General features: G+C 44.8%; 24 protein-coding genes, 2 pseudogenes and 1 other annotated feature. Of the genes and pseudogenes, 22 read left to right on the top strand and 4 right to left on the bottom strand.

The genetic code is table 11. From position 1 onward, the window contains the following. Positions 1 to 8: 8 nt before the first annotated feature. Positions 9 to 524 (top strand): ribosomal protein S18-alanine N-acetyltransferase, encoded by a 516-nt coding sequence (rimI, locus tag ACL9RM_RS12305; RefSeq protein WP_039269584.1) that lies wholly within the window; start codon positions 9 to 11, stop codon positions 522 to 524. Next, positions 521 to 1,585 carry a tRNA (adenosine(37)-N6)-threonylcarbamoyltransferase complex transferase subunit TsaD gene (gene tsaD, locus ACL9RM_RS12300; RefSeq protein WP_023987471.1) on the top strand — a complete coding sequence of 355 codons (1,065 nt, stop codon included), beginning with the start codon at positions 521 to 523 and terminating at the stop codon, positions 1,583 to 1,585. The genes rimI and tsaD overlap by 4 nt, the downstream gene beginning before the upstream one ends. A gap of 546 nt (positions 1,586 to 2,131) precedes the next feature. Here tsaD and ACL9RM_RS12295 read toward each other — a convergent pair. After that, a complete protein-coding gene (locus ACL9RM_RS12295) occupies positions 2,132 to 4,096 on the bottom strand; it encodes an ABC-F family ATP-binding cassette domain-containing protein (RefSeq protein WP_039270134.1) in 1,965 nt (654 codons plus the stop codon). 270 nt (positions 4,097 to 4,366) lie between these two features. Here ACL9RM_RS12295 and ACL9RM_RS12290 point away from each other — a divergent pair, with 270 nt between their 5' ends. The 7 genes from ACL9RM_RS12290 to groL all read left to right on the top strand — a co-directional run bounded on the left by ACL9RM_RS12290 (position 4,367) and on the right by groL (position 9,712). Next, positions 4,367 to 4,999 carry a 5-formyltetrahydrofolate cyclo-ligase gene (locus tag ACL9RM_RS12290; RefSeq protein ID WP_250268892.1) on the top strand — a complete coding sequence of 211 codons (633 nt, stop codon included), beginning with the start codon at positions 4,367 to 4,369 and terminating at the stop codon, positions 4,997 to 4,999. Positions 5,000 to 5,051: 52 nt separating this feature from the next. After that, positions 5,052 to 5,540: a cyclic pyranopterin monophosphate synthase MoaC gene (moaC, locus tag ACL9RM_RS12285; protein WP_013309211.1), complete on the top strand. Its 489-nt coding sequence runs from the start codon at positions 5,052 to 5,054 to the stop codon at positions 5,538 to 5,540. Between the two features lie 113 nt (positions 5,541 to 5,653). Further along, entirely contained in the window at positions 5,654 to 6,136 is a 483-nt protein-coding gene (locus ACL9RM_RS12280; protein WP_013309212.1) for a MogA/MoaB family molybdenum cofactor biosynthesis protein, read from the top strand. 103 nt (positions 6,137 to 6,239) lie between these two features. Further along, entirely contained in the window at positions 6,240 to 6,491 is a 252-nt protein-coding gene (locus tag ACL9RM_RS12275) for a twin-arginine translocase TatA/TatE family subunit (protein ID WP_013309213.1), read from the top strand. A 112-nt stretch (positions 6,492 to 6,603) separates the two neighbouring features. Beyond that, entirely contained in the window at positions 6,604 to 7,371 is a 768-nt protein-coding gene (gene tatC / locus ACL9RM_RS12270) for a twin-arginine translocase subunit TatC (protein WP_250267703.1), read from the top strand. 357 nt (positions 7,372 to 7,728) lie between these two features. Then, the gene (gene groES / locus ACL9RM_RS12265; RefSeq protein ID WP_007429271.1) at positions 7,729 to 8,010 is read left to right on the top strand and encodes a co-chaperone GroES; all 282 of its coding nucleotides are present in this window, start codon (positions 7,729 to 7,731) and stop codon (positions 8,008 to 8,010) included. A gap of 73 nt (positions 8,011 to 8,083) precedes the next feature. After that, positions 8,084 to 9,712: a chaperonin GroEL gene (groL, locus tag ACL9RM_RS12260; RefSeq protein WP_013369880.1), complete on the top strand. Its 1,629-nt coding sequence runs from the start codon at positions 8,084 to 8,086 to the stop codon at positions 9,710 to 9,712. A 55-nt stretch (positions 9,713 to 9,767) separates the two neighbouring features. Here the strand turns inward: groL and ACL9RM_RS12255 are convergent, their stop codons facing one another. After that, complete coding sequence (locus ACL9RM_RS12255) at positions 9,768 to 10,058, bottom strand: tyrosine-type recombinase/integrase (RefSeq protein ID WP_414126378.1); 291 nt, start codon at positions 10,056 to 10,058, stop codon at positions 9,768 to 9,770. 441 nt (positions 10,059 to 10,499) lie between these two features. Here ACL9RM_RS12255 and ACL9RM_RS12250 point away from each other — a divergent pair, with 441 nt between their 5' ends. From ACL9RM_RS12250 to ACL9RM_RS12190, 13 genes and pseudogenes are all read left to right on the top strand, one after another. Beyond that, a complete protein-coding gene (locus ACL9RM_RS12250; protein ID WP_250267706.1) occupies positions 10,500 to 10,787 on the top strand; it encodes a hypothetical protein in 288 nt (95 codons plus the stop codon). 143 nt (positions 10,788 to 10,930) lie between these two features. Further along, the gene (locus ACL9RM_RS12245; RefSeq protein ID WP_250267708.1) at positions 10,931 to 11,344 is read left to right on the top strand and encodes a nuclear transport factor 2 family protein; all 414 of its coding nucleotides are present in this window, start codon (positions 10,931 to 10,933) and stop codon (positions 11,342 to 11,344) included. 664 nt (positions 11,345 to 12,008) lie between these two features. After that, positions 12,009 to 12,230 (top strand): hypothetical protein, encoded by a 222-nt coding sequence (locus ACL9RM_RS12240; RefSeq protein ID WP_250267709.1) that lies wholly within the window; start codon positions 12,009 to 12,011, stop codon positions 12,228 to 12,230. A 207-nt stretch (positions 12,231 to 12,437) separates the two neighbouring features. Continuing rightward, complete coding sequence (locus tag ACL9RM_RS12235; protein WP_250267710.1) at positions 12,438 to 12,836, top strand: YmaF family protein; 399 nt, start codon at positions 12,438 to 12,440, stop codon at positions 12,834 to 12,836. A gap of 324 nt (positions 12,837 to 13,160) precedes the next feature. Further along, entirely contained in the window at positions 13,161 to 13,292 is a 132-nt protein-coding gene (locus ACL9RM_RS12230; protein WP_323873142.1) for a hypothetical protein, read from the top strand. Then, positions 13,283 to 13,498, top strand: a complete 216-nt coding sequence (locus ACL9RM_RS12225; RefSeq protein WP_414126332.1) for a hypothetical protein — start codon at positions 13,283 to 13,285, stop codon at positions 13,496 to 13,498. The genes ACL9RM_RS12230 and ACL9RM_RS12225 overlap by 10 nt, the downstream gene beginning before the upstream one ends. Further along, positions 13,477 to 14,208: a hypothetical protein gene (locus ACL9RM_RS12220; RefSeq protein WP_414126331.1), complete on the top strand. Its 732-nt coding sequence runs from the start codon at positions 13,477 to 13,479 to the stop codon at positions 14,206 to 14,208. Before ACL9RM_RS12225 ends, ACL9RM_RS12220 begins: the two co-directional genes overlap by 22 nt. Further along, positions 14,205 to 14,462 (top strand): DNA methyltransferase, encoded by a 258-nt coding sequence (locus ACL9RM_RS12215; RefSeq protein WP_323873145.1) that lies wholly within the window; start codon positions 14,205 to 14,207, stop codon positions 14,460 to 14,462. Before ACL9RM_RS12220 ends, ACL9RM_RS12215 begins: the two co-directional genes overlap by 4 nt. Before the next feature lie 136 nt (positions 14,463 to 14,598). After that, positions 14,599 to 14,817: pseudogene (locus tag ACL9RM_RS12210) on the top strand (hypothetical protein). Positions 14,818 to 14,962: 145 nt separating this feature from the next. Beyond that, positions 14,963 to 15,478, top strand: a complete 516-nt coding sequence (locus tag ACL9RM_RS12205) for a hypothetical protein (protein WP_250267711.1) — start codon at positions 14,963 to 14,965, stop codon at positions 15,476 to 15,478. A 144-nt stretch (positions 15,479 to 15,622) separates the two neighbouring features. Continuing rightward, positions 15,623 to 16,219 carry a hypothetical protein gene (locus tag ACL9RM_RS12200; RefSeq protein WP_250267712.1) on the top strand — a complete coding sequence of 199 codons (597 nt, stop codon included), beginning with the start codon at positions 15,623 to 15,625 and terminating at the stop codon, positions 16,217 to 16,219. A gap of 452 nt (positions 16,220 to 16,671) precedes the next feature. Further along, a complete protein-coding gene (locus tag ACL9RM_RS12195; RefSeq protein WP_235307701.1) occupies positions 16,672 to 16,860 on the top strand; it encodes a hypothetical protein in 189 nt (62 codons plus the stop codon). Positions 16,861 to 16,975: 115 nt separating this feature from the next. Further along, positions 16,976 to 18,393, top strand: a pseudogene (locus ACL9RM_RS12190) (helix-turn-helix domain-containing protein). A gap of 248 nt (positions 18,394 to 18,641) precedes the next feature. Here the strand turns inward: ACL9RM_RS12190 and ACL9RM_RS12185 are convergent. Both ACL9RM_RS12185 and ACL9RM_RS12180 read right to left on the bottom strand, forming a co-directional pair. Beyond that, positions 18,642 to 19,100, bottom strand: a complete 459-nt coding sequence (locus ACL9RM_RS12185) for a DUF5662 family protein (protein WP_250267713.1) — start codon at positions 19,098 to 19,100, stop codon at positions 18,642 to 18,644. Between the two features lie 123 nt (positions 19,101 to 19,223). Next, positions 19,224 to 19,483 (bottom strand) — a binding site (T-box leader). 145 nt (positions 19,484 to 19,628) lie between these two features. Then, complete coding sequence (locus tag ACL9RM_RS12180; RefSeq protein ID WP_250267715.1) at positions 19,629 to 20,069, bottom strand: hypothetical protein; 441 nt, start codon at positions 20,067 to 20,069, stop codon at positions 19,629 to 19,631. Between the last annotated feature and the right edge of the window lie 199 nt (positions 20,070 to 20,268).

Below are 20,268 nucleotides of genomic sequence, written 5' to 3'. Positions count from 1 at the left end.
TGAACAACATGGCAAAGAACATACAGCGGGAAGAGAAACTTGAGTTTCGCTTGATGCAACTGGATGATATTCCCGATGTGCTGGAGATTGAGCATGAAGCGTTCACGCTGCCGTGGACGGAGGAAGCATTCCGCAATGAGCTGACGATGAATCATTTCGCTAAATATATGATTATGGAACTAGACGGACGAGCCATTGGTTACGCAGGCATGTGGACGATTATGGATGAGGCCCATATTACGAATATTGCGATTCGTGAGGCTTATCGCGGACGCAAGCTTGGGGACAAGCTGTTGGATGAGCTGATGCAGACGGCCTCTTATTTAGGGATGGAACGTATGACGCTGGAGGTGCGGGTAACGAACCGGATCGCTCAGGGCTTGTATGAGAAAAAAGGCTTTAAGCCCGCAGGTGTGCGCAAAGGCTATTATTCGGATAATAACGAGGATGCCGTGATCATGTGGGCGGATCTTCCCGCGCATGGGGCATCCGGTGAACAGGAAGGAAGCGTGCAGAAGCAATGACGCAAGAGGAAAAAGCAGGTACAGGCTCCGCCTCCGGCGAGCCTTGCTATATACTGGCAGTGGAAACGAGTTGTGATGAGACGGCTGTTTCCGTCGTGAAAAATGGTACAGAGGTGCTCTCAAATTTGATTTCCAGTCAGATTGAAACACACAAAGCCTTTGGTGGTGTTGTGCCAGAGGTGGCTTCACGCAAACATGTGGAGAGCATCACCTACATGCTGGACGAGGCCATGCAAACATCGGGAATTACCCCTCGTGAGATTTCGGCGGTTGCCGTGACACAAGGACCAGGACTGGTTGGCGCATTGTTGGTTGGAATTGTCGCTGCCAAGAGTGCTGCCTTGGCGTTCGGCAAGCCATTAATCGGGACGCATCATATCGCGGGACATATTTATGCCAATCAGCTGGAGCATGATATCGTATATCCGTGCATTGCTCTCGTTGTGTCAGGAGGACATACAGAGCTGGTGCTGATGGAGTCCGAAGGCCATTTTCAACTCATTGGTCGTACAAGAGATGATGCGGTTGGGGAAGCCTACGACAAAGTAGCGAGAGCGATTGGGTTTCCGTATCCGGGTGGCCCGCATGTGGATCGTGTGGCTCATGAATCGGAGGAAGTGGTTACTTTGCCGCGTGCATGGCTGGAGCCGGATTCTTATGATTTTAGCTTTAGCGGTTTGAAATCTGCGGTGCTGAATGTAATTAACCAGACGAAAATGCGCGGAGAAACCGTTCATGTGGGAGCGATCGCAAGAGGCTTTCAAGAGTCGGTCGTCGAGGTGCTGGTGGAAAAGGCGATTCGTGCCATGCGTGAATACGGTGCGAAGCAGCTTCTGCTTTGTGGCGGTGTGGCTGCTAATCGCGGACTGCGTACAGCATTGCGGGAGCGCTGTGAGCGCGAAGGAATCGAGCTGCTTGTACCATCGATGAAATATTGCACAGATAATGCAGCGATGATCGGCGCTGCGGCCTACGCCAAATGGAAGCGCGGGGAATTTACCTCATTGGATATGAAGGCTGATCCAGGGCTGTCTCTGGAAGAATGGTCTGTCCAAACTTAATTGAAGAAGAATGAGCAAGACACGGCACAGTTGAGTCGTGTCTTTTTTGTCCGCTCCAAAACTATCATAAAAATATAAATTCAAGAGGATAAAATACAGGAGTTTGAGCAAATGAAAGGCAGCCTCTCATTCACTCGCATTATTCGTCACAATTGTTCACGATTTTTCATGATCCATCAAAAAAATCTGGAATTTTGATATTGCCCGAATAATGATGTGATTTGTCAAGTTGTGAACAAAGTTATCCACATATACCGCTTCGAATGTGGATAACCGGGTCCGAAGCAAGCAGGCTAAGACTTTTTGGAGATAGCAAGTTGGGGGATATGTAACACCTTTAGTTCTTGTGAAATCTGTGGATAATGTGGATAAAAAGGTGGATAAATTTGGTTTTCATTTGAAAATGGCTTTTTATCAATAAAAAAATGGCCCAAAAGGCCATTTTTTAATCTCATTCATACACATAAGCTGTGGATAATCTTGTGTACAAAAATATAGAAGAGGAAAATGTGAAATTTTTAAGGCTAAGATTTTATGCAGTAGTTTTTATTCTTCTAACAGCTCTTCCCAAGAGGTATAGGTTTCAGTCAATTCCTGTTTATGGGTGTCGAGTTGTGCCTGAATATTCTGAAGCGCTGTGTAATCCTGATAAATCTCAGGCAGGGTCATTTGTTCCTCCAGCCCTAAAATTTGTTCTTCCAGCGTTTTGATCTGGTTTTCCAATGCCTCCAGCTTGCGTTGACGGCTACGTTCCTCGCTTTTGGCTTGTTTGTCTGCCGCATAGGTGGCGGCGCGTGATTTGGATGTGGTCTCGTCTGTCACGGATGCAGAGGTAGCCGATGTTTTGCCGCGTGTGGCCTGATTTGCCTCCAGAGCTTCCTGTGCAATTTCCTCTAACTCCTGTTTTTTGGCTACATAGTCATCATAATTCCCCAGGAAATGTTCTATCCCCCCAGGATGAAGCTCGATGACACGTTCCGCCATTTTGTTCAGGAAATAACGGTCATGGGAAATGAACAACAGCGTACCGTCATAGTCCATCAAAGCCGCTTCCAGCACTTCCTTGCTAAACAGATCCAGATGGTTGGTAGGCTCATCTAGAATTAACACGTTGGCTTCGCGCAGCATGAGCTTGGCCAGAGATACACGGGCTTTTTCCCCTCCGCTTAATGCAGCTACCTTCTTAAGTACATCGTCACCGCTAAACAGGAAATTACCCAGCACTGTACGAATCCGTGCTTCCTCCATATGAGGGTACTCGCTCCACAACTCCTCCAGTACGGTATTGGCGGGGTTCAGGTTCGTCTGCTCCTGGTCATACAGGCCGATTTTGATTTTCGTGCCCCAGTGGATGGAGCCAGCAGCAGGTTTAAGTGATCCGGTCAGACATTTGAGCAACGTCGATTTTCCGATCCCGTTCGGACCAATCAGTGCCACGGTATCTCCACGTTTTAAATCGAACGATGCATGCTGGAATAAAGGCTTTTTACCTTCATACCCCACAGAGAGGTCACGTACCTCCAGTACTTCCTTACCTGACATATGGGCTGTTTCAAAGGAAAAATGAGCCTTTTTCAAGTCTCCCATGGGCCGATCCATACGCTCCATTTTATCTAGCTGCTTGCGTCGACTTTGAGCGCGTTTGGTCGTGGAAGCCCGCACGATATTACGTTGTACGAATGCTTCTAAACGGGCAATTTCTCCTTGCTGCTTTTCGTAATGCTTCAGATTCGTTTCGTACTCGGCAGCCTTCAGCTCCATGTAGCGGCTGTAGTTGCCTGTATATCGAGTAGAACGATGGCGTTCAATTTCAATAATCGTCGTTACCAGTCGGTCCAGGAAATAACGGTCATGTGATACAACCAGCAGAGAACCGGAGTAGCCGCGCAAATAATCCTCCAACCAGGTCAGTGTTTGAATATCCAGATAGTTGGTAGGCTCATCGAGCATAAGGACATCTGGTGCGAGCAGTAGGATGCGCGCTAGCGCAAGCCGAGTTTTCTGTCCTCCGCTCAGAGTAGCTACGGGCGTCTCAGGTGCAAATGAACCAAAGCCCATACCGTGCAGCACGCTGCGAATACGGGTCTCCATTTCATAACCACCGTGATCCTTGAACCAGTCTGAGCGACGTGCATAGCGTTCCAGCAGATCTGCGTAGCGTTTTTCGTTTTGAGCATTGGCCAGGTCAGCGATGTCCTGTTCCATTTGCCGCAGTTCCCGTTCCGCTTCAATCAGGGGAGTGAACACCAGCATCATTTCCCCCCAGATAGAACGGTCAGAATTCAAGCCGCTGTTTTGCGCCAGATAACCGATGCTGGTCTCCTTCGCCTTGAAAATTTGTCCACTGTCATAGGATATTTCACCAGCAATAATTTTGAGCAGGGTCGATTTGCCTGCACCGTTCACACCTACGAGTCCAATACGTTCACGTTCCAATATTTGAAGGTTAATCCCGTCCAGAACGGGCTCAATTCCATAGGATTTAGTAATTCCGGTTACTTGCAATAGCATAGCGTATCGTTCCTCCATTACATTTTGCACAGTTCTCCCTGCTTTCTTCGCAGGTACCTTCCTTCCAGTTTACATGAAATTACCCACTATTGCACTGCTTTCACCCCGTAAACCCTTGAGCCGCGTGTAGTCAATTTGTATAAACAATGATAAACTTAAACGAGAAGTGAAAAAGAATGAAAAAAACTTGCAACGTACAGCACTTACTGACAAATGGGACAATAGTAACGTTTTAAAGATTATCGACGATTGTGCGGGAGGGCGGATGTGATGGATGTCTGTAATGTGAAGAACGCGCTGCGTTTGCAGCAACGGGAAGCGCGTGACTCCATGGACCCGCTGACAAGGCAGAAGGCATCGGCTGTGGCCTGTTGGCATGCAATCGAGGCATGGGAGCAGCTTAGAATAGACAGAAACGGAGATAAGCTAACCTTATTTAGTTATCTCTCTTTTGGCAGCGAGATTTCGACGACTCCCCTCATTGAGCATTGCTGGTCACAGGGAGATCGTGTCCTAGCCCCAAGAGTGGATCCGGTAACTCGGACTATGGAGCTGAGGGAGATGGATCAGTACGGAGATATTGTACCCGGCATCTGGAACATCCCTGAGCCTGCTTTGACATGCAAGGAGTGGTCGCCTGAAATGTGGACGGGAATTGACTGGGTTGTTGTGCCCGGCTTGGCCTTTGATCGTCGTGGGGGCAGGATCGGCTACGGCGGAGGCTATTATGACCGCTTTACCGTACAGGTAGAGGCAGAGAAGCGTAACAACAGCCATGCAGGTCCGCTTTATGTCTCGCTGCTGTTGCCGGGACAATTGCTGACACAGGTGCCCATGGAGCCAAGGGATTTGCGAGTGGACGTGCTGTTTACTCTGGATGGACGCTTAGATTGTGATTATTGACAAATGATGAATGAAGTAAAGTTGGGTATGTGAAAGGAGTTGTGAGGGAGTCGTGGATTCCTTTACTCATTTTAACGAACAGGGACGGGCTCGGATGGTAGATATTTCGGGTAAAACGTCTACGATTCGTACAGCAGTTGCCGTGACTCAGATTACGATGAATCCGGCTACATTGACGGCTGTAAAAGAAGGAAGAATCGGCAAGGGTGATGTTCTTGCTGTGGCCCAGGTCGCAGGGATTCAAGGCGCGAAAAAAACGTCAGACTGGATACCGATGTGTCATCCACTGGCCCTGACAGGCGTGAACATTACTTTTTCCGATAATGGACATGATGTGCTTCATATTGAAGTTGAAGTGAAGACCGAAGGTAAGACAGGTGTAGAAATGGAAGCTTTGACAGCGGCTTCAGCCGCAGCGTTAACCGTGTATGATATGTGCAAGGCGCTGCAAAAAGATATGATCATCGGCCCTACCATGCTGCAATCCAAAACAGGTGGCAAGCATGGGGATTTTCAAAGGGAGGACCACCGGGAACCTTGACATAGACAACATTGTCGCCGAGAGGGTACTGTGATGTGATGGAGGATGCAGCGTGGCTGTTTCTGATTTTCAGAAGAGAAAGTATTCTTTCATGATAGGAGAAGGGTGATCTTATGGTGTGGAAAACGGCGATCCTAACAGCCAGTGATAAAGGGGCAAGGGGAGAGCGTGAGGATACAAGCGCACAGGTCATCCGGGAACTCATCGAAGAAGAACTGGGCGGAGAGATTGTGGAATACCGGATCGTTCCCGATGAACCGGATGAAATTATTGCAGCTTTAATCGAAATGACCGATTATTTTCATGCAGACCTGGTACTAACTACGGGTGGAACCGAGCTGGCGATCCGTGATGTGACACCGGAGGCGACTAGGCGGGTTGTGGAACGGGAAGTGCCAGGCATGGCGGAAGCCATGAGAATGATCGTGATGCAGAAAAATCCAGCGGCTATGCTATTCCGTGGAATCGTAGGAATACGCGGACGTACACTGATCGTCAATTTACCAGGAACGCCCAAAGGTGTGCATGAAAATTTGGCAGCGATAATGGACCAACTTCCAGAAGCGCTACTTATGGTGACAGGCCAGTTCCGGTAGAAGGCAGCACATCGTGTGTGGTATGATACCTATAAGAATTTATAAGGCCGTATACGGACAAAGATTGTTATTTTGTCCGTCAACATAAGGAGGATTACTACACATGCCCAATATTGGAGCACCGGGTTATATTTTGTTGATCATTCTGGCGCTGCTGTTATTTGGTCCGAACAAGCTGCCTGAGCTGGGTCGAGCTGTAGGGCGTACATTCCGTGAGTTTAAAAACGGGGCACGCGATATTTTATCAGAAGATGAACGGACTGAGCGTAAAGACAGCAAAGATAGTGTGGTCAAAGCATCACAGACGACGTCTTCAGAAGTTCAACCTCAGCCTGAGGATAAACGCTTGTCATAGATTTAGTGATCGATTCTTGATGCTTGTACAATAAACAAAAGCCTCTTCTTCAGTGAAGGGCTTTATTTTTTAGGAGGCGCTGCTGCGTTCCGTTCAGAAAGGAGGAGTGGACTTGACCCCATCAGAGCATGAAATGCCGCTAATGGAACATCTGGGAGAGCTTCGCCGCAGAATTATCTATGTGCTAATTGTATTTGTATTGGCACTGGCTGGTGGTCTGTTCGCGGCGGGTTCTGTCTATGACTGGCTTATTCGCTCCGGTTCGGCGCAAGCTTTTCAGTTAAACGCGTTTTCCTTTTGGGACGGGATCGGTATCTACATGAAGATCGCCATGATCATCGGGATTGCGGTGGCGCTACCGTTTGCTTGCTACCAACTGTGGAAGTTTGTCAGCCCGGGCTTAAGACCACAAGAACGAAGTGCGACTTTGCGGTATGTGCCTTATGTGCTGCTTTTGTTCATCATTGGGACAGCTTTTGCTTATTTCATTATTTTCCCGATGGCGATTCAATTTACATCGTCGGTCACCAAAAGTATGGGATTACAGGAAACGTACGGGATCGCACAATATTTCACCTTTATGTTTAATATTGTACTACCTGTAGCGCTACTGTTTGAGCTCCCCCTGCTTATCATGTTTCTGACGGGGATTCATGTTTTAACACCAATGCGGCTTCGCAAGTGGCGGAAGATTTCGTATTTTCTGCTTGTGTTCGTTGCGGTTGTCATTACCCCGCCGGACTTTATTTCCGATTTTTTGGTGGCGATTCCGTTGCTGGTGCTATATGAAGTGAGCGTGTATTTGTCTTTGGTCGTGTACCGCAGGCAGCTGCGTGCACAGGAGGAACGTGAGGCCCAATTGCGTGTAGCTTCAGAATAATAAGGCAGGACCTGAATGGCTCAGTAAACAATTTATTCGGGTCCGCGCTACATGTCACTTGCAGATGATGAATGGCATTTGTATATCATGGCTATTTATAGAGCATAACAGCAGCAGCTTAGCTGCCTTAAAAATAACCATAGCGCTGAGTTAACGGTTATTTTTCAGATAGATGGATATAATCGGGAAGGGCTGTCCATAAAAATTCCCATAAAAAATACATTAGGGACTTGAAATTCAATCCCAAGTTGAGTATCATAAAGTTGGTTGTTAGCACTGACGACTGTCGAGTGCTAATACATACAACATAACAACCAAATTACAGGATAAAACACTTAATAAGGAGGCTATTTTTTCATGATCAAACCTTTGGGTGAACGCGTATTGGTGGAAGCAATTGAGCAAGAGACAACGACTTCCTTCGGGATCGTACTTCCTGACTCTGCCAAGGAAAAGCCGCAAGAAGGCAAAATTATCGCGGTTGGCGCAGGCGCATTGAAAGACGGTGCCCGTATTCCTCTGGAAGTAAAAGAAGGCGACCGTGTCATTTTCTCTAAATACGCTGGAACGGAAATCAAATATGAAGGTAAAGAATATTTGATTATGAAAGAAAGCGATATCCACGCGATCATCGGTTAACCGGAACCCGGACAAGACCTGAATATAGGAATTGAAACAAATCATTCATAATCCATAGGGAGGTTTATCACAAATGGCTAAAGATATTAAATTCAGTGAAGACGCTCGTCGCTCTATGTTGCGCGGGGTTGACGCATTGGCTAATGCTGTTAAAGTAACACTCGGACCGAAAGGCCGTAACGTTGTACTGGAGAAAAAATTCGGTAGCCCGCTCATCACCAATGACGGTGTAACGATTGCAAAAGAAATCGAGCTGGAAGACGCGTTCGAAAACATGGGCGCTCAACTGGTTAAAGAAGTAGCAACCAAAACGAACGATGTAGCTGGTGATGGTACGACTACTGCTACTGTTTTGGCTCAAGCCCTCATCACAGAAGGCCTGAAAAACGTAACTGCTGGCGCAAGCCCAATCGGTATCCGTAAAGGGATCGACAAAGCGGTTAAAGCGGCTGTCGCTGAACTGCAAGCCATCTCCAAACCAATCGAAAGCAAACAATCCATTGCTCAAGTAGCCGGTATTTCCGCTGCTGATGACGAAGTAGGCGAACTGATCGCTGAAGCTATGGAAAAAGTGGGCAAAGACGGTGTAATCACTGTTGAAGAATCCCGCGGTTTTGCAACAGAGCTGGAAGTGGTTGAAGGTATGCAATTTGACCGTGGCTACATTTCCCCGTACATGATTACAGATACGGACAAAATGGAAGCTGTACTGGACAATCCGTATATCCTGATCACAGACAAAAAAATCACAAACACACAAGAAATCCTGCCATTGCTTGAAAAAATCGTACAACAAGGCAAGCCACTTGTTCTGATCGCTGAAGACATCGAAGGCGAAGCACTGGCTATGCTCGTTGTTAACAAACTGCGTGGTACATTCAACGCTGTAGCTGTTAAAGCTCCAGGCTTTGGTGACCGTCGTAAAGCAATGCTGCAAGATATCGCTGCCCTGACAGGCGGTCAAGTGATTACAGAAGAACTGGGTCTGGACCTGAAAACAGCTTCCGTAGACCAACTGGGTACAGCACGTCAAGTGCGTATCACTAAAGAAAATACGATTGTGGTTGACGGTGCTGGAAACAAAGCCGACATCGACGCTCGTGTTAGCCAAATCCGCACGCAACTGGAAGAAACTACTTCCGAGTTCGACAAAGAGAAACTGCAAGAGCGTCTGGCTAAATTGTCCGGCGGCGTAGCAGTCATCAAAGTTGGTGCGGCTACTGAAACAGAATTGAAAGAACGCAAACTGCGCATCGAAGATGCCCTGAACGCAACCCGTGCTGCGGTTGAAGAAGGTATCGTATCCGGTGGTGGTGTAGCGCTCCTGAACGTATACAAAGCAGTTGCAGCTGTTGAACTGCAAGGCGACGAGCAAACAGGCGTGAACATCGTGTTGCGCGCTCTGGAAGCTCCAATCCGCACTATTGCTGCTAACGCAGGTGAAGAAGGCTCTGTAATCGTTGAGCGTCTGAAACGCGAAGAAGTTGGCGTAGGCTTTAACGCAGCTACTGGCGACTGGGTAAACATGATCGAAGCTGGTATCGTGGACCCTGCGAAAGTAACTCGTTATGCTTTGCAAAACGCTGCTTCCGTAGCAGCAATGTTCCTGACTACCGAAGCGGTTATCGCTGACAAGCCAGAACCAGAAAAGGCTGCAATGCCTGACATGGGCGGAATGGGCGGCATGGGTGGAATGATGTAACAAAGCCAAAAACCCGTGCTGTAATAAGGGTTTAGGTGATTGCTATATTGATTTGTTAACGCTCAGTTGTTTTTTTAGAGGCTCTCATTAGTTCTCCGAACTTATGGGAAGCCTCTTTTCTTTTTGGTTTTGTAATATGCAGATATATTCTTTTCGTTATGTCGTCGTTCGAATGGCCGAGTCGATGCATAATCTGTTCTAAGCTAATGCCGATCTCAGCTAGTAGTAAAGTGTGAGTGTGTCTAAGTGAATGAGGTGTTAATTCCTGATTGAGTCCGGCTAACTTAAGCAACCTTTTCATTCGTAGTAACGCGTTTTGATATTCTTCCGCGTTACATCCAAAGATTTTCGCTTAGCCAAATGGATGAGCAGATTATCCCTCTCGTTATTTCTAATTCTGATTGTTCCTTCCGCTTTCGGCTTCCCGTGCTTACTATAAAGGCAACAAAGGTGACGGCCAACTCATCCCAACGCCGTTGGTTCTCAATCAGCTCGCAGCAGAGCTCCTGTAGTTTTTGAATGTGGTGGCGGAAGAGAGACGCTACAACGTAGGATGACGCCTGTATACTAAAGGCTGATAGCCTCGATGATCCTGCAAGGGGATAGAGGGACAAACAGCTCAGTGCGCGCAAGGGAAAGCCCAAATATGTGGCCGCGAACAAGGATAGATCCTTGCATCCCTTAGGGGCACCCGTAACGCACAGCGGTAGATCGGCACAGTTTGCAGATTGCGGTTAAACGGTAAGTCATTTCATGCGGGGGAGAATGGCCCCCGCCCACATTATTCATGGCACGCGCAGGCGGCAAGGAACCAGTTAACCAGCGGAAACATGAAACAGCTTGGTCAGAACCCTTGCGCGGTTCAATTCCGCAGCGTGTCTTATATTTTTCCATCGATGGGAGCGGTACTGTGAAAAAGAGTCCGAAAACAGGAAAATGTATGCTTTGCAATGACCCTAATCCGAACCCGGAGAACACAACAATGGGCGCATCCTTTTGTGATACGTGCTGGGAAACCATGAAGTCCGGTGATGAGGATAAACTGGGTGAGAGAATTGCTGGGACGAGTGTTTGATGGAAATAAAGTGTTAGACCGTGAAAATATAGTTCTAGACTGGCAGCGGCGGCGTTAAGCCAACGGGCAGGATGGTAGATAAAATATGTTATTATTGGATTGTGCAAAGCTTATTCCGCCTATTCGAAGGGAGATTAGTAGAAATGCAAAGTGCTCAACAGGTGCTAACAAATTATTTTCAAGCATTAGGAAGCAAACAGATTGATAAAGTGATCGAATTGGTTCATGATGAAGCGAAATTTATTATTCTTAAAAAAGAGCCTTCTAATAAAATTCCTTTATACGGCACATTTCATGGAAAAGAAGGTGTTAGAAATTATTTAAACTTATTAGAAGAAGCAGAACAAATAGAGAGTTTTGTCCTTCACAAACTCATCGGTAATCAGGAAGCAGCGTGTGCATGGGGGAATTTCCGCATCAAGGTCAATGTAACCGGGAAAGTGTTCGAGAGTGATTGGGCAATTATTTGCGAAGTAGAACAGGAGAAGATAAGGTTTTTTCAAATCTTCGAAGATACTGCCGCACTAGAAGAAGCTTTTGATTTAAGAGACTGTTGATATGTTAGTGCACCTACACATCACTATGCTGAGTAAACATACGAAAACGTAGGTTATTGGCCGGCAACATATCGAATTTGGTCAAGTAATGCGCTACGCTAACGAAGAACGTTAGTTGAATGATAACAGCGGCAGTTTAAGACTTTATTTTTACTTAATAGCGAGTAATATCGAGAAAGTGAGCAAAAGCCAGCTTATAATGGTTTAATTGCCCATTTTCCGGTATTGTCCGGTCTTAGTTCTTTGACGGCCATTTTCTAATATCAGTAAAATGGTCTTGTTCTTCCTCTCTTGTTACTAAGTACAAATGCTTTTATGCAACAGCGTAGCGTTTTGCATCCCGCTTGCGGGAATAGACCCAATCGCTGTTTATTTTTTAGGGTTTTAGATAAGCGCCTTAGTTCATTTGGTGCTGTAAATACATAGGCAGATACAAGTCACTCATTTGGGTGGCTTTTTTAATTGCCTTGAAAGGATTTTTGGTTTGAAGAAGCAGAAGAAAGGAATTTTGCTATACATGAAAGGCCCACCAAAACAGCCGAAAAAATGCAAAGGTTGTGTATGGGGTAGATGGGATGGTGTTAAACAGTTTTGTTTGAGACCATGTGTTAAAGAGGATAATTCTTCCTAATTGTCGAAATATGGCGTAAAGGAGGGATATCAAATGAAGATGGTTACTAAAGAAATCAGTAAAGCTAACATCAAAGAGTTTGAATGGGCAATGGATGATTTCTTGAAGTTCAAAAGAGAAGAAGATATTGTTTCCATAAACTATTCTGCTAAGGAAGCTACTTCTCAGCGCTTATTGTGTATAAAGCGTAGTTATTCTTTCAAAATGAGCATCCTTCGGGGTGCTTTTTCTTTTCCCCCATACGACAGAATGTGAGCTATTCTGAGCCTGCTTTATTTTATTTTACTCAGACGAATGCCGGAAGGAGTACTGCAGAAAGCAGAGAGAGGGCATACACACGCTCTGACAGCCTGTTATCCTGCTACCCGAATAGTGGAAACCAACTCAACTCAAATAGCCTTTTGAACATTTACACTACCTCTTTCATAGTATATGGCAGTTGATAAAGAGAGGTGGCTACTGATGGAAATACCAATAACAGGTTATGTTGTTCATTCCAGTAATTCCGACTCTAACCATTCGCATAAGCTTTTTATTAGTTCGTGGGACGGTAGACCAGTTAATGTTCACGTACATCCTTTTAATGGGAATACATCACTTGATGTAGGACACTACCACCATTACGCTGGAGTAACAGAACCAGCTCCAAGTGGTGTTCCGCATGTTCATAATTATTATGCAGAAACATCATTTAACGATCAACATACGCATCTAATTAGAGGAACTACAGGGCCAGCCATTCACTTGACAGGTGGTGGGCATTACCATCATTTTGAAGGGTATACAACAGTAAACGGTAGAATTCCTCACGCTCATAGGTACAGTGGAAATACTGGAGATGAGAAAGACTACCGATATTAACCAATTTGAAAAACTCATCCCCATACAAATAGTGAGACTGATGGAGTTGGTTATGGCGGTATGTTTACCAGTGTCGGGGTTATTCTCATACTATTTATACTGCTTGTAATACTAGGGGGTTGTAATGCTTAAAGGACTCAGCAACAGGTTACTGAAGATTCGACTTTATGAGTACAGTGTAATTGGCCAAACATTAATATCAATAGTAACAATGACGAGCTACTACTGGCTCGTCTTTTCTTGTTCCAAGGTGCTGATGCTTAGAAAGCAATTTGGATGGGAGTTTCAATTTAGAAAGCACTAGAAAATAAGGAGGTCGTACAAGTGGAAATCAGAGTCCTACCAATTGAGCAAATCAACGCAGCAGCATATAACCCACGGGTTGATCTTCAGCCAGGTGATCCAGAATACGAGAAGCTAAAGCCAGCATCGAATCATTTGGTTATGTGGAGCTAATCGTCTGGAACGAACGCACCGGGAACATGGTGGGCGGCCATCAACGCTATAAGATCATGGTTAACGAGCTGGGTCATACGGAGCTGACTGTAAGTGTTGTTGATCTGGACGAACAGCAGGAAAAGCTTCTCAATCTGGCGCTTATAAGGTCAGTGGGAACTGGGATGATGAAGCCCTTTATCGATTGCTTGATGATCTGCAGGTGAGTGGGGCTAATCTGGCCCTGTCCGCCTTCGATTTGGAAGAGTTCGAGGATCTGGCCGCAGAGTTTGCTGTGCCACAGGATGAAGCCTTGGACCTCCCGGTTACCGATGATGACTTTGACGTCCAGCGTGCTCTAGACGAAATCAAGGAGCCGGAGACCAGGCGCGGGGATGTGTGGCAACTAGGGCGGCGTCGATTGGTGTGTGGAGATGCGACCAATCCTGATGATGTTGCACTTTTGATGGATAGAGCTAAAGCAGCGCTGGTCGTTACTGATCCGCCTTATAATGTAGCGGTAGAGAGCACTTCTGCCCGTTTGGCTGCTGATGGTCGCGGCTCCATAATGAACGACAATATGCCCGCTGAGGACTTCGCGGGCTTTTTGCATGCTGTCTTTTCAAACTATGCAGTGATGATGCAGCCAACTGCAGCTATATATGTATTTCATCCTTCGACCTATCAGCGGGAGTTCGAGGATGCGATGAACGCAGTTGCATCGTCATCCGGACACAATGCGTCTGGGTTAAGAATGCAGCCACCTTCGGCTGGGCACAGTACCGCTTCAAACATGAGCCGGTCTATTATGCCCACCTGGAAGGGAAATCCCCTGCTTGGTACGGTGATCGGACACAGACAACGGTATGGAAGGCTGGCCTACCTGTTGAGGACCCACTCCCCGAGACAGTATGGGAGGTCTCACGGGGCGATGTGAACAAGTATGTTCACCCCACTCAGAAGCCTCTTGACCTGCTTGCTATTCCAATTAAGAATAGCAGCCAGCGTGGTGACGAGGTTGTCGATTTCTTTGGTGGCAGCGGCTCCACGCTTATGACATGTGAGCAGATGGACCGGACATGCCGGACGTTGGAACTGGACCCGATTCTCTGCGATGTTATTAAGAAACGATTTTTGGAGAGCACTGGTATTGAGCCAGTCCTGTTGCATCGGGCTGAACCAGTAGCATAGGAAAAAAGGAGGACGCGCTAACGTCCTCCTCCCCAATCCAGGGTATTCCCCGGCTGAGATAGCGGCGCGCCACGCGTGGCTTTTCGGATCATCCGCTTTCTCGCATTCCATAATAACGGAACCGAGGGATACGACAATGGGAACAGACAACGAACAGTATAATGCATCACTGCAACGAGAAATAGAGATCGTCGAGGGAATCCTTGAATCCAAGGCACAGTACCGGAAGATTGTCAAAGCAGGAATCGCACAGTGGGTCAAAGACCTATAGGCTGGAAATATAAAAATGCAGACGGTCCAGGACTTGGATCGTCTGATTGAGTTGGATATTAAGTTGCAAAAGGATGAGCTGTAAATCCATATTATAATATTGTTATTCAATTCATAAAAATGGATTTATTAAACAATATTATGATTTTATTGTAATAAAAATTAAAAACATGGAATCTTTTAGTAGAATGAGGAGGTAGTTTAATATACAAATATAGGAGGAATAATCTGTGAAGAAAAAACATTTTATTGCACCAGCCTTGGCACTAGGTTTAATAGGGGGAGCTATTGCTGTACCCAGTGCGATTTTTGCAGATTCAGATGCTGTAACTGATTCTGCAAATACATCCACTACGGCGACCCAAGCTCCAGCTACAACAACTACGGGTGACCATGTAGTAACACCTCAAAGGGGATTAGATGCTATTGATGTCGGAATAACTGGGGGCGCTACCGCATCAGGTTCCTTTGATATTCCTAAGGGATATGGACATGTCAAACTCCGTATAAAGAACTATTCAGACCATACAGTCAAAGTTAGTTTGACACACGACGGTTCGAACAAAGAATACATTAGTGCTTTAGCAATCGCTCCTCATGACACAGTCATTTGGAGAAGCACAGATGAAGGCTACTCATCTGGTGTGCGTTCTGGAGATTACACAATTCAATTCCGTGGTGGCGATTATAAAGTAGACGGGCATGTTTGGGGAGTCGTTGGTACACAACCTGGGGATGTCCAATAGGTTTGAATTAAATTAATTCAAAGAGATATAAGGACGACGACTACTGGCACATATACTTATACTGCAAACAAGGCAAGGAAAGCTTCAGGCCATTCGGTTTGAAGCTTTCCTTGCTTCGTTTATGACTCAAAGGAGAAATGATATTTGTTGAAAAAGAAAAAAATACTTTTTTCATCAGCTTTATCTATTAGTTTGTTGGGGGCTGTTGTTGTGCCGAGTGTGATCTGTGCAAGTTCAGATGCGTCTGATTCTGCAAATACATCCAGTATTGCGAGCAAAAATGCTGGTAAATCAACTATTAGTGACCAAGTCATAACTCCTCAAAAATCAAGAGATGTTTTTGATGACATTTTCGACAAAAAGGACCCAGTATCACGTTTTGTATTAGATCCGGGATACGGGCATCTTAAAATTTTTGCCAAAAATAGAGGTGGTTCAACCATTACCTTTAGCCTGGTGCATACAGACAGTGGAAAACAATATATTGTTAAGACTATTGGCGCTCATAAAAAATTGTTCTGGGATAGTGTAAATTCTTTTTCACAAGGGCTGCGCTCAGGAAATTATGAAATACAATGGAGAGCTAACGGCGACATTGTGCATGTCACAACATGGGGTGTATCAGGAAATGATTCTGCAACTACATCCACTACGGCGGCCCAAGATGCTGGTAAAACAACTACTGGTGACCATGTCATTACTCCACAAGCTACTGATGGACAAATTGTTATTCGTCAGTAGCTGGATTTAATGATTCTGCTGATTTTGACGTTAAAGGAGGATATGGATATGTAAGATTGTACTTGAGAAACACAGGAGACACTACTATAACTTTTACTGTGAATCAGGGAAGTGCATCTGGTGCGGAAAAGTACAGTGGAACAGTAAAACCTGGTAAAACATTCGATGACATATTAAATAAAAGCAAGGCATGGTCCACAGGGAAATTTTATGTTAGTTTAAGTAGCGGTTCTGGTTCCATGTCTGGAAAGCTCGGAGTTCGGACTAGTACTAATACGAATTTTTAAATATATTTCTGAGAATTCGCCTTACTTTTCCCATCGACCGGCAGAGATTCAAATAACCGGAGGCAATGAAGTTGAAACCTTTACCGTCATAACTGGACATGAGCGCACAGGGAAACCCGTCTCGAAAGTGAAACGGGTTTCTTTTTCTACTATCCTTCCGCGCTATTGGGAGAGAAAATTTGGGAGACGGATAGCAAGCAAACAGTCACCTACAAAACGCCCGAGGTGACGTGGAAGCTGATGGAGCAATGGAAGGGTAAGCCGGTTGTGCTCAATTTTGAAAATCTGTTTGTAATCCCACCCTGCTGGCTAAAGCCAGTGGGGTGTTTTTTGTTTACAGGAGTGCTCTTATGACAAACGCAGTATTTCCGCATGATTCGCAAAAAAAGATTGACAACTGTTAAGTGCTGGACAAAAATAGTAAATGATTATAAAATACTGGGATTTCTGTATGAAGGGTGGCTATGATATGAAGCATACACCTACGATTCGAGCAGAATTAGATAGATACTTACAACAAAAGGGTTTGAGCATAGCGCAATTTGGACAACTTGCAGGCATGAATAGGGGAATAGTAAGTGCTATTGTGACAGGGAATAAGTCAATGTCTGTTAACCAGCTTGATCTAATCACTGAGGCTATGGGTTTACCAGAAGGGGATTTTTACGATCTGTTTATAGAAAACTACATCATCGACCATCCTCCGAATATGAGGCGAATCGAGCCATTTTTGTTTCGCTGTGCGGAGTTGGACAAGTTGGATGCGATCCGTCGAGTGGTGGGAGCCATCATGGACAATCTACTATATTCACCCAAGCTATTTGAAATTGCAGAAGAATTGTTGGCGCAGGGACGACATGAGGCTGCGCTACTGCTCTATGAGGGTGTGGCTGAAGCGGAGAAATATCAACATTCTGAGCGCTTAGCCATCTGTCAATACCGCATATTCACAATTCAGATTGGTGACGACCAAAGCCGCAACCACAAGGCAGCTATACTATTTGAGCCTTATGTCGAGCGCCTAGATGATTTAGAACAACTTGATGCGTTAAAGGATTTAGCTAATGTGTACAGGTCTTTGCGTAAATGGGACAAGGTTGATGAAATAGCAAGGGTGATGAGAGCTAAGCTGAAATCCAATACAATTGGAAACATCAACAGAAGAACCAAGAACGCAATGAGGCTGCTAAGAAACTAAGTCGTCCGATGTTTGTGTACATCACGTATGCCGACTTACTATGTGCGAGTGTCTGTGATGCCCGAGGCGATTACCAACAAGCTCTACAATATACATACGCCTATGCTGACTTGGATTGGGTTAGAGAGACCGATGATGATACCCTCTATTGGGTAGAAATGTATCAAGATTGGGCACGATGCAATATTTATGTAAATAAGCTCTTGTCTGGAGATGTCAGCGTGCTTTCAGATTATGTTGAATACATAGCCGAAACAGCAGATACTATGGAAGGTGAGAAACTTTCAAAGCTGTTAAACGTTATGATAGCTGCTAATCAATATAATTTGGATGTTGATGATGTACTTTCAAGGTTTAAAAAAGAGATTGATGCCTTTACTCAACTCCCGACATCTACTGATATGTACAGCCAACAAGTAGTACCCGACTACATTGCATGGTTTGGTTACGAAATGGCCTACTATTATTTAAACAGAGAAAGGTACAGTGATGGTTTTAAACAATTGTTATTTGCAATGGTAAAGTCACATATAATAAATAATGAGACTTACTTTATAAATTGTATTGGCTTGTTTATGCGTTTCCAAGTCTATGCGACTCCTGAAATCAAAACAGAGTTCTCCAATCTAATTGAAAAGGTGTGGGTAGGTAATGTTGAGAAAAATAGGACTGTTAATTGTTGCGAGTAGCTTTTTAGTTTTCATGACTGTACCTGGTATCCAGATCCTTGTGCAAGTTGGAGGTTCCTAAACGTCAGTACAGCAATCCCCGCTAACCTTAATTGGTCGGCGGGGATTTTTAGTTGAAGAACTGCTTACAGACGGATATTTCTAGGTGGAACTGGTATAAGGCCACAAAAGAAACAACGGTAGGCGAGGACGGGGAAAATAAAGTCCTAGACTGTCGCTGTTTCATTGAACTAACGTGTCCCGTTAGCTCAATGGTTTATCTTTCCCTTGAGGGATGTTAGAAGCTCAAGTTCTCTTTTCGTTGCAGGATGAACAACTATGCTATCTGTAAGGTTTAGGGTAGATTCTTTTACCTTTCTCCCCCATCTCCTTGAAAAGGAGCGCCAATCACATACCATCTCGACGACATACTTCCTCGGCATGGGTAATACCTCTTTGGTGTCGGGATTAACAACCCAATATTCCCAATGATGCTTGTTTTTACGTTGGTGACGAAGCCATGCGTATTTCCAATTCAACTCATCTTCTAAATTCAAAGGTTTTCCAGAGTGAAATTTTTTTGCGTAGGGAAAGAACTCAGCCGGTGAAAATTTCGACCAATCATGAATAATCCCCTGAATATACAAGCCTTCCTTCCAACATTCAATGAGAACATTCAATTTGTGATTAAGGATGTATAAGAAATATTTCAAATAAGCTTTCATCATTGGATTCATATCTCCTTTCCATAATAACCTTCATTTTGCTTGAAAGGCCCCCCATGATTATTAATGCTAATTGGCTTTCTACTTCTCCAAAAAGATAAAAAATCCCACCTCCAAGAACGAAGTCTTGGGGACGAGATCTCGTCGTGGTACCACCCCAGTTCGCTAATCTGTCTTCAGATTAGCCTCATCGAGTACGGCATGCCAACACATACTTATACTCTAGCTCTGTAACAGGAGCTCCTGTCACACCATCCCCCGAACTAGTTCAAGTTTCGATGTGATGCTCAGAGACTTGATTCAATAAGATCTCCTTTACTCCTTTTCAGCTACCAGAGTTCTCTGTTAAAGTAAACCTTATTTACTCTTCTCGTCATTGCATTTGTGTAATTTTACCAAATACCTATTGAGTTTGTAAATACAAGAATGTTGGAACTATCCTGCCCGTTAGCTTAACGTCGCCGTTCAGTCTACAACGGATTGCTCCGGGGTTCATTCATTTTGTGAAACTAACTTTATCTTTGTTTTTATTCAGATAGCATTGAACTGCCCTGTTTTCGTCCGGGAACCCTTCTGTGAATAAATTGATTCGGGTGCGTTCATTTGAGTCAATGGATTGCCTAGCTTTTCCACAACTTTTTTTACTGTATCACCCACCACGACCTTGCTTTTGATACCTTTCCCCTTTTGGTAAACACTTACATATTCAAGAATTCCCTTATGGAAATGAAGGTACTGATTGTTATCAAAAAAAGCAACATTTCCACTGTATGCGATCTGATAATATTCCGTTTCTATTTTCATGTTTTTGAACTTTGGTTGTAGATCGGAAAAGGCGGAGCCTAGCGTCCAACCACCTATAGTAGTGTAATTTTCGTAAGGTTTTTGAGCATATACGCCAGGAAGAACGAATGAACAAAAAACGATTACTGTAAAAATTGCAATACATATTTTTTTTAACGATATTGACATTCGATTATTCACCTCAGTTTTATTTTAAGATAGTCTATCAGTCCTAGGAATATTTTTCTATATATTCACAAAATAGACCAAATGAATTACGCTTATAACAACACATACGAAAGCATCGGTGACACCCTGCTGGCTAAGCTGGTTGGATGTTTTTTGATTTGCTGTTTAGCCCTGTCAATTTCTTTAAGGACACATACTA

The sequence above is a fragment of the Paenibacillus sp. S29 genome, assembly GCF_049319765.1.
Taxonomy (GTDB): Bacteria; Bacillota; Bacilli; order Paenibacillales; family Paenibacillaceae; genus Paenibacillus; species Paenibacillus polymyxa_B.
The sequence above is the reverse complement of the archived record's forward strand: the minus strand, read 5'-3'. Positions and strand labels throughout refer to the sequence as shown.

Bases quoted from the DNA above. Each gene is read 5' to 3' on its own strand.
- rimI (WP_039269584.1), top strand. From the start codon at position 9: ATGGCAAAGAACATACAGCGGGAAGAGAAACTTGAGTTTCGCTTGATG.
- tsaD (WP_023987471.1), top strand. From the start codon at position 521: ATGACGCAAGAGGAAAAAGCAGGTACAGGCTCCGCCTCCGGCGAGCCT.
- ACL9RM_RS12295 (WP_039270134.1), bottom strand. From the start codon at position 4,096: ATGCTATTGCAAGTAACCGGAATTACTAAATCCTATGGAATTGAGCCC.
- ACL9RM_RS12290 (WP_250268892.1), top strand. From the start codon at position 4,367: ATGGATGTCTGTAATGTGAAGAACGCGCTGCGTTTGCAGCAACGGGAA.
- ACL9RM_RS12280 (WP_013309212.1), top strand. From the start codon at position 5,654: ATGGTGTGGAAAACGGCGATCCTAACAGCCAGTGATAAAGGGGCAAGG.
- ACL9RM_RS12275 (WP_013309213.1), top strand. From the start codon at position 6,240: ATGCCCAATATTGGAGCACCGGGTTATATTTTGTTGATCATTCTGGCG.
- groES (WP_007429271.1), top strand. From the start codon at position 7,729: ATGATCAAACCTTTGGGTGAACGCGTATTGGTGGAAGCAATTGAGCAA.
- groL (WP_013369880.1), top strand. From the start codon at position 8,084: ATGGCTAAAGATATTAAATTCAGTGAAGACGCTCGTCGCTCTATGTTG.
- ACL9RM_RS12250 (WP_250267706.1), top strand. From the start codon at position 10,500: ATGGCACGCGCAGGCGGCAAGGAACCAGTTAACCAGCGGAAACATGAA.
- ACL9RM_RS12245 (WP_250267708.1), top strand. From the start codon at position 10,931: ATGCAAAGTGCTCAACAGGTGCTAACAAATTATTTTCAAGCATTAGGA.
- ACL9RM_RS12240 (WP_250267709.1), top strand. From the start codon at position 12,009: ATGAAGATGGTTACTAAAGAAATCAGTAAAGCTAACATCAAAGAGTTT.
- ACL9RM_RS12235 (WP_250267710.1), top strand. From the start codon at position 12,438: ATGGAAATACCAATAACAGGTTATGTTGTTCATTCCAGTAATTCCGAC.
- ACL9RM_RS12185 (WP_250267713.1), bottom strand. From the start codon at position 19,100: ATGATGAAAGCTTATTTGAAATATTTCTTATACATCCTTAATCACAAA.
- ACL9RM_RS12180 (WP_250267715.1), bottom strand. From the start codon at position 20,069: ATGTCAATATCGTTAAAAAAAATATGTATTGCAATTTTTACAGTAATC.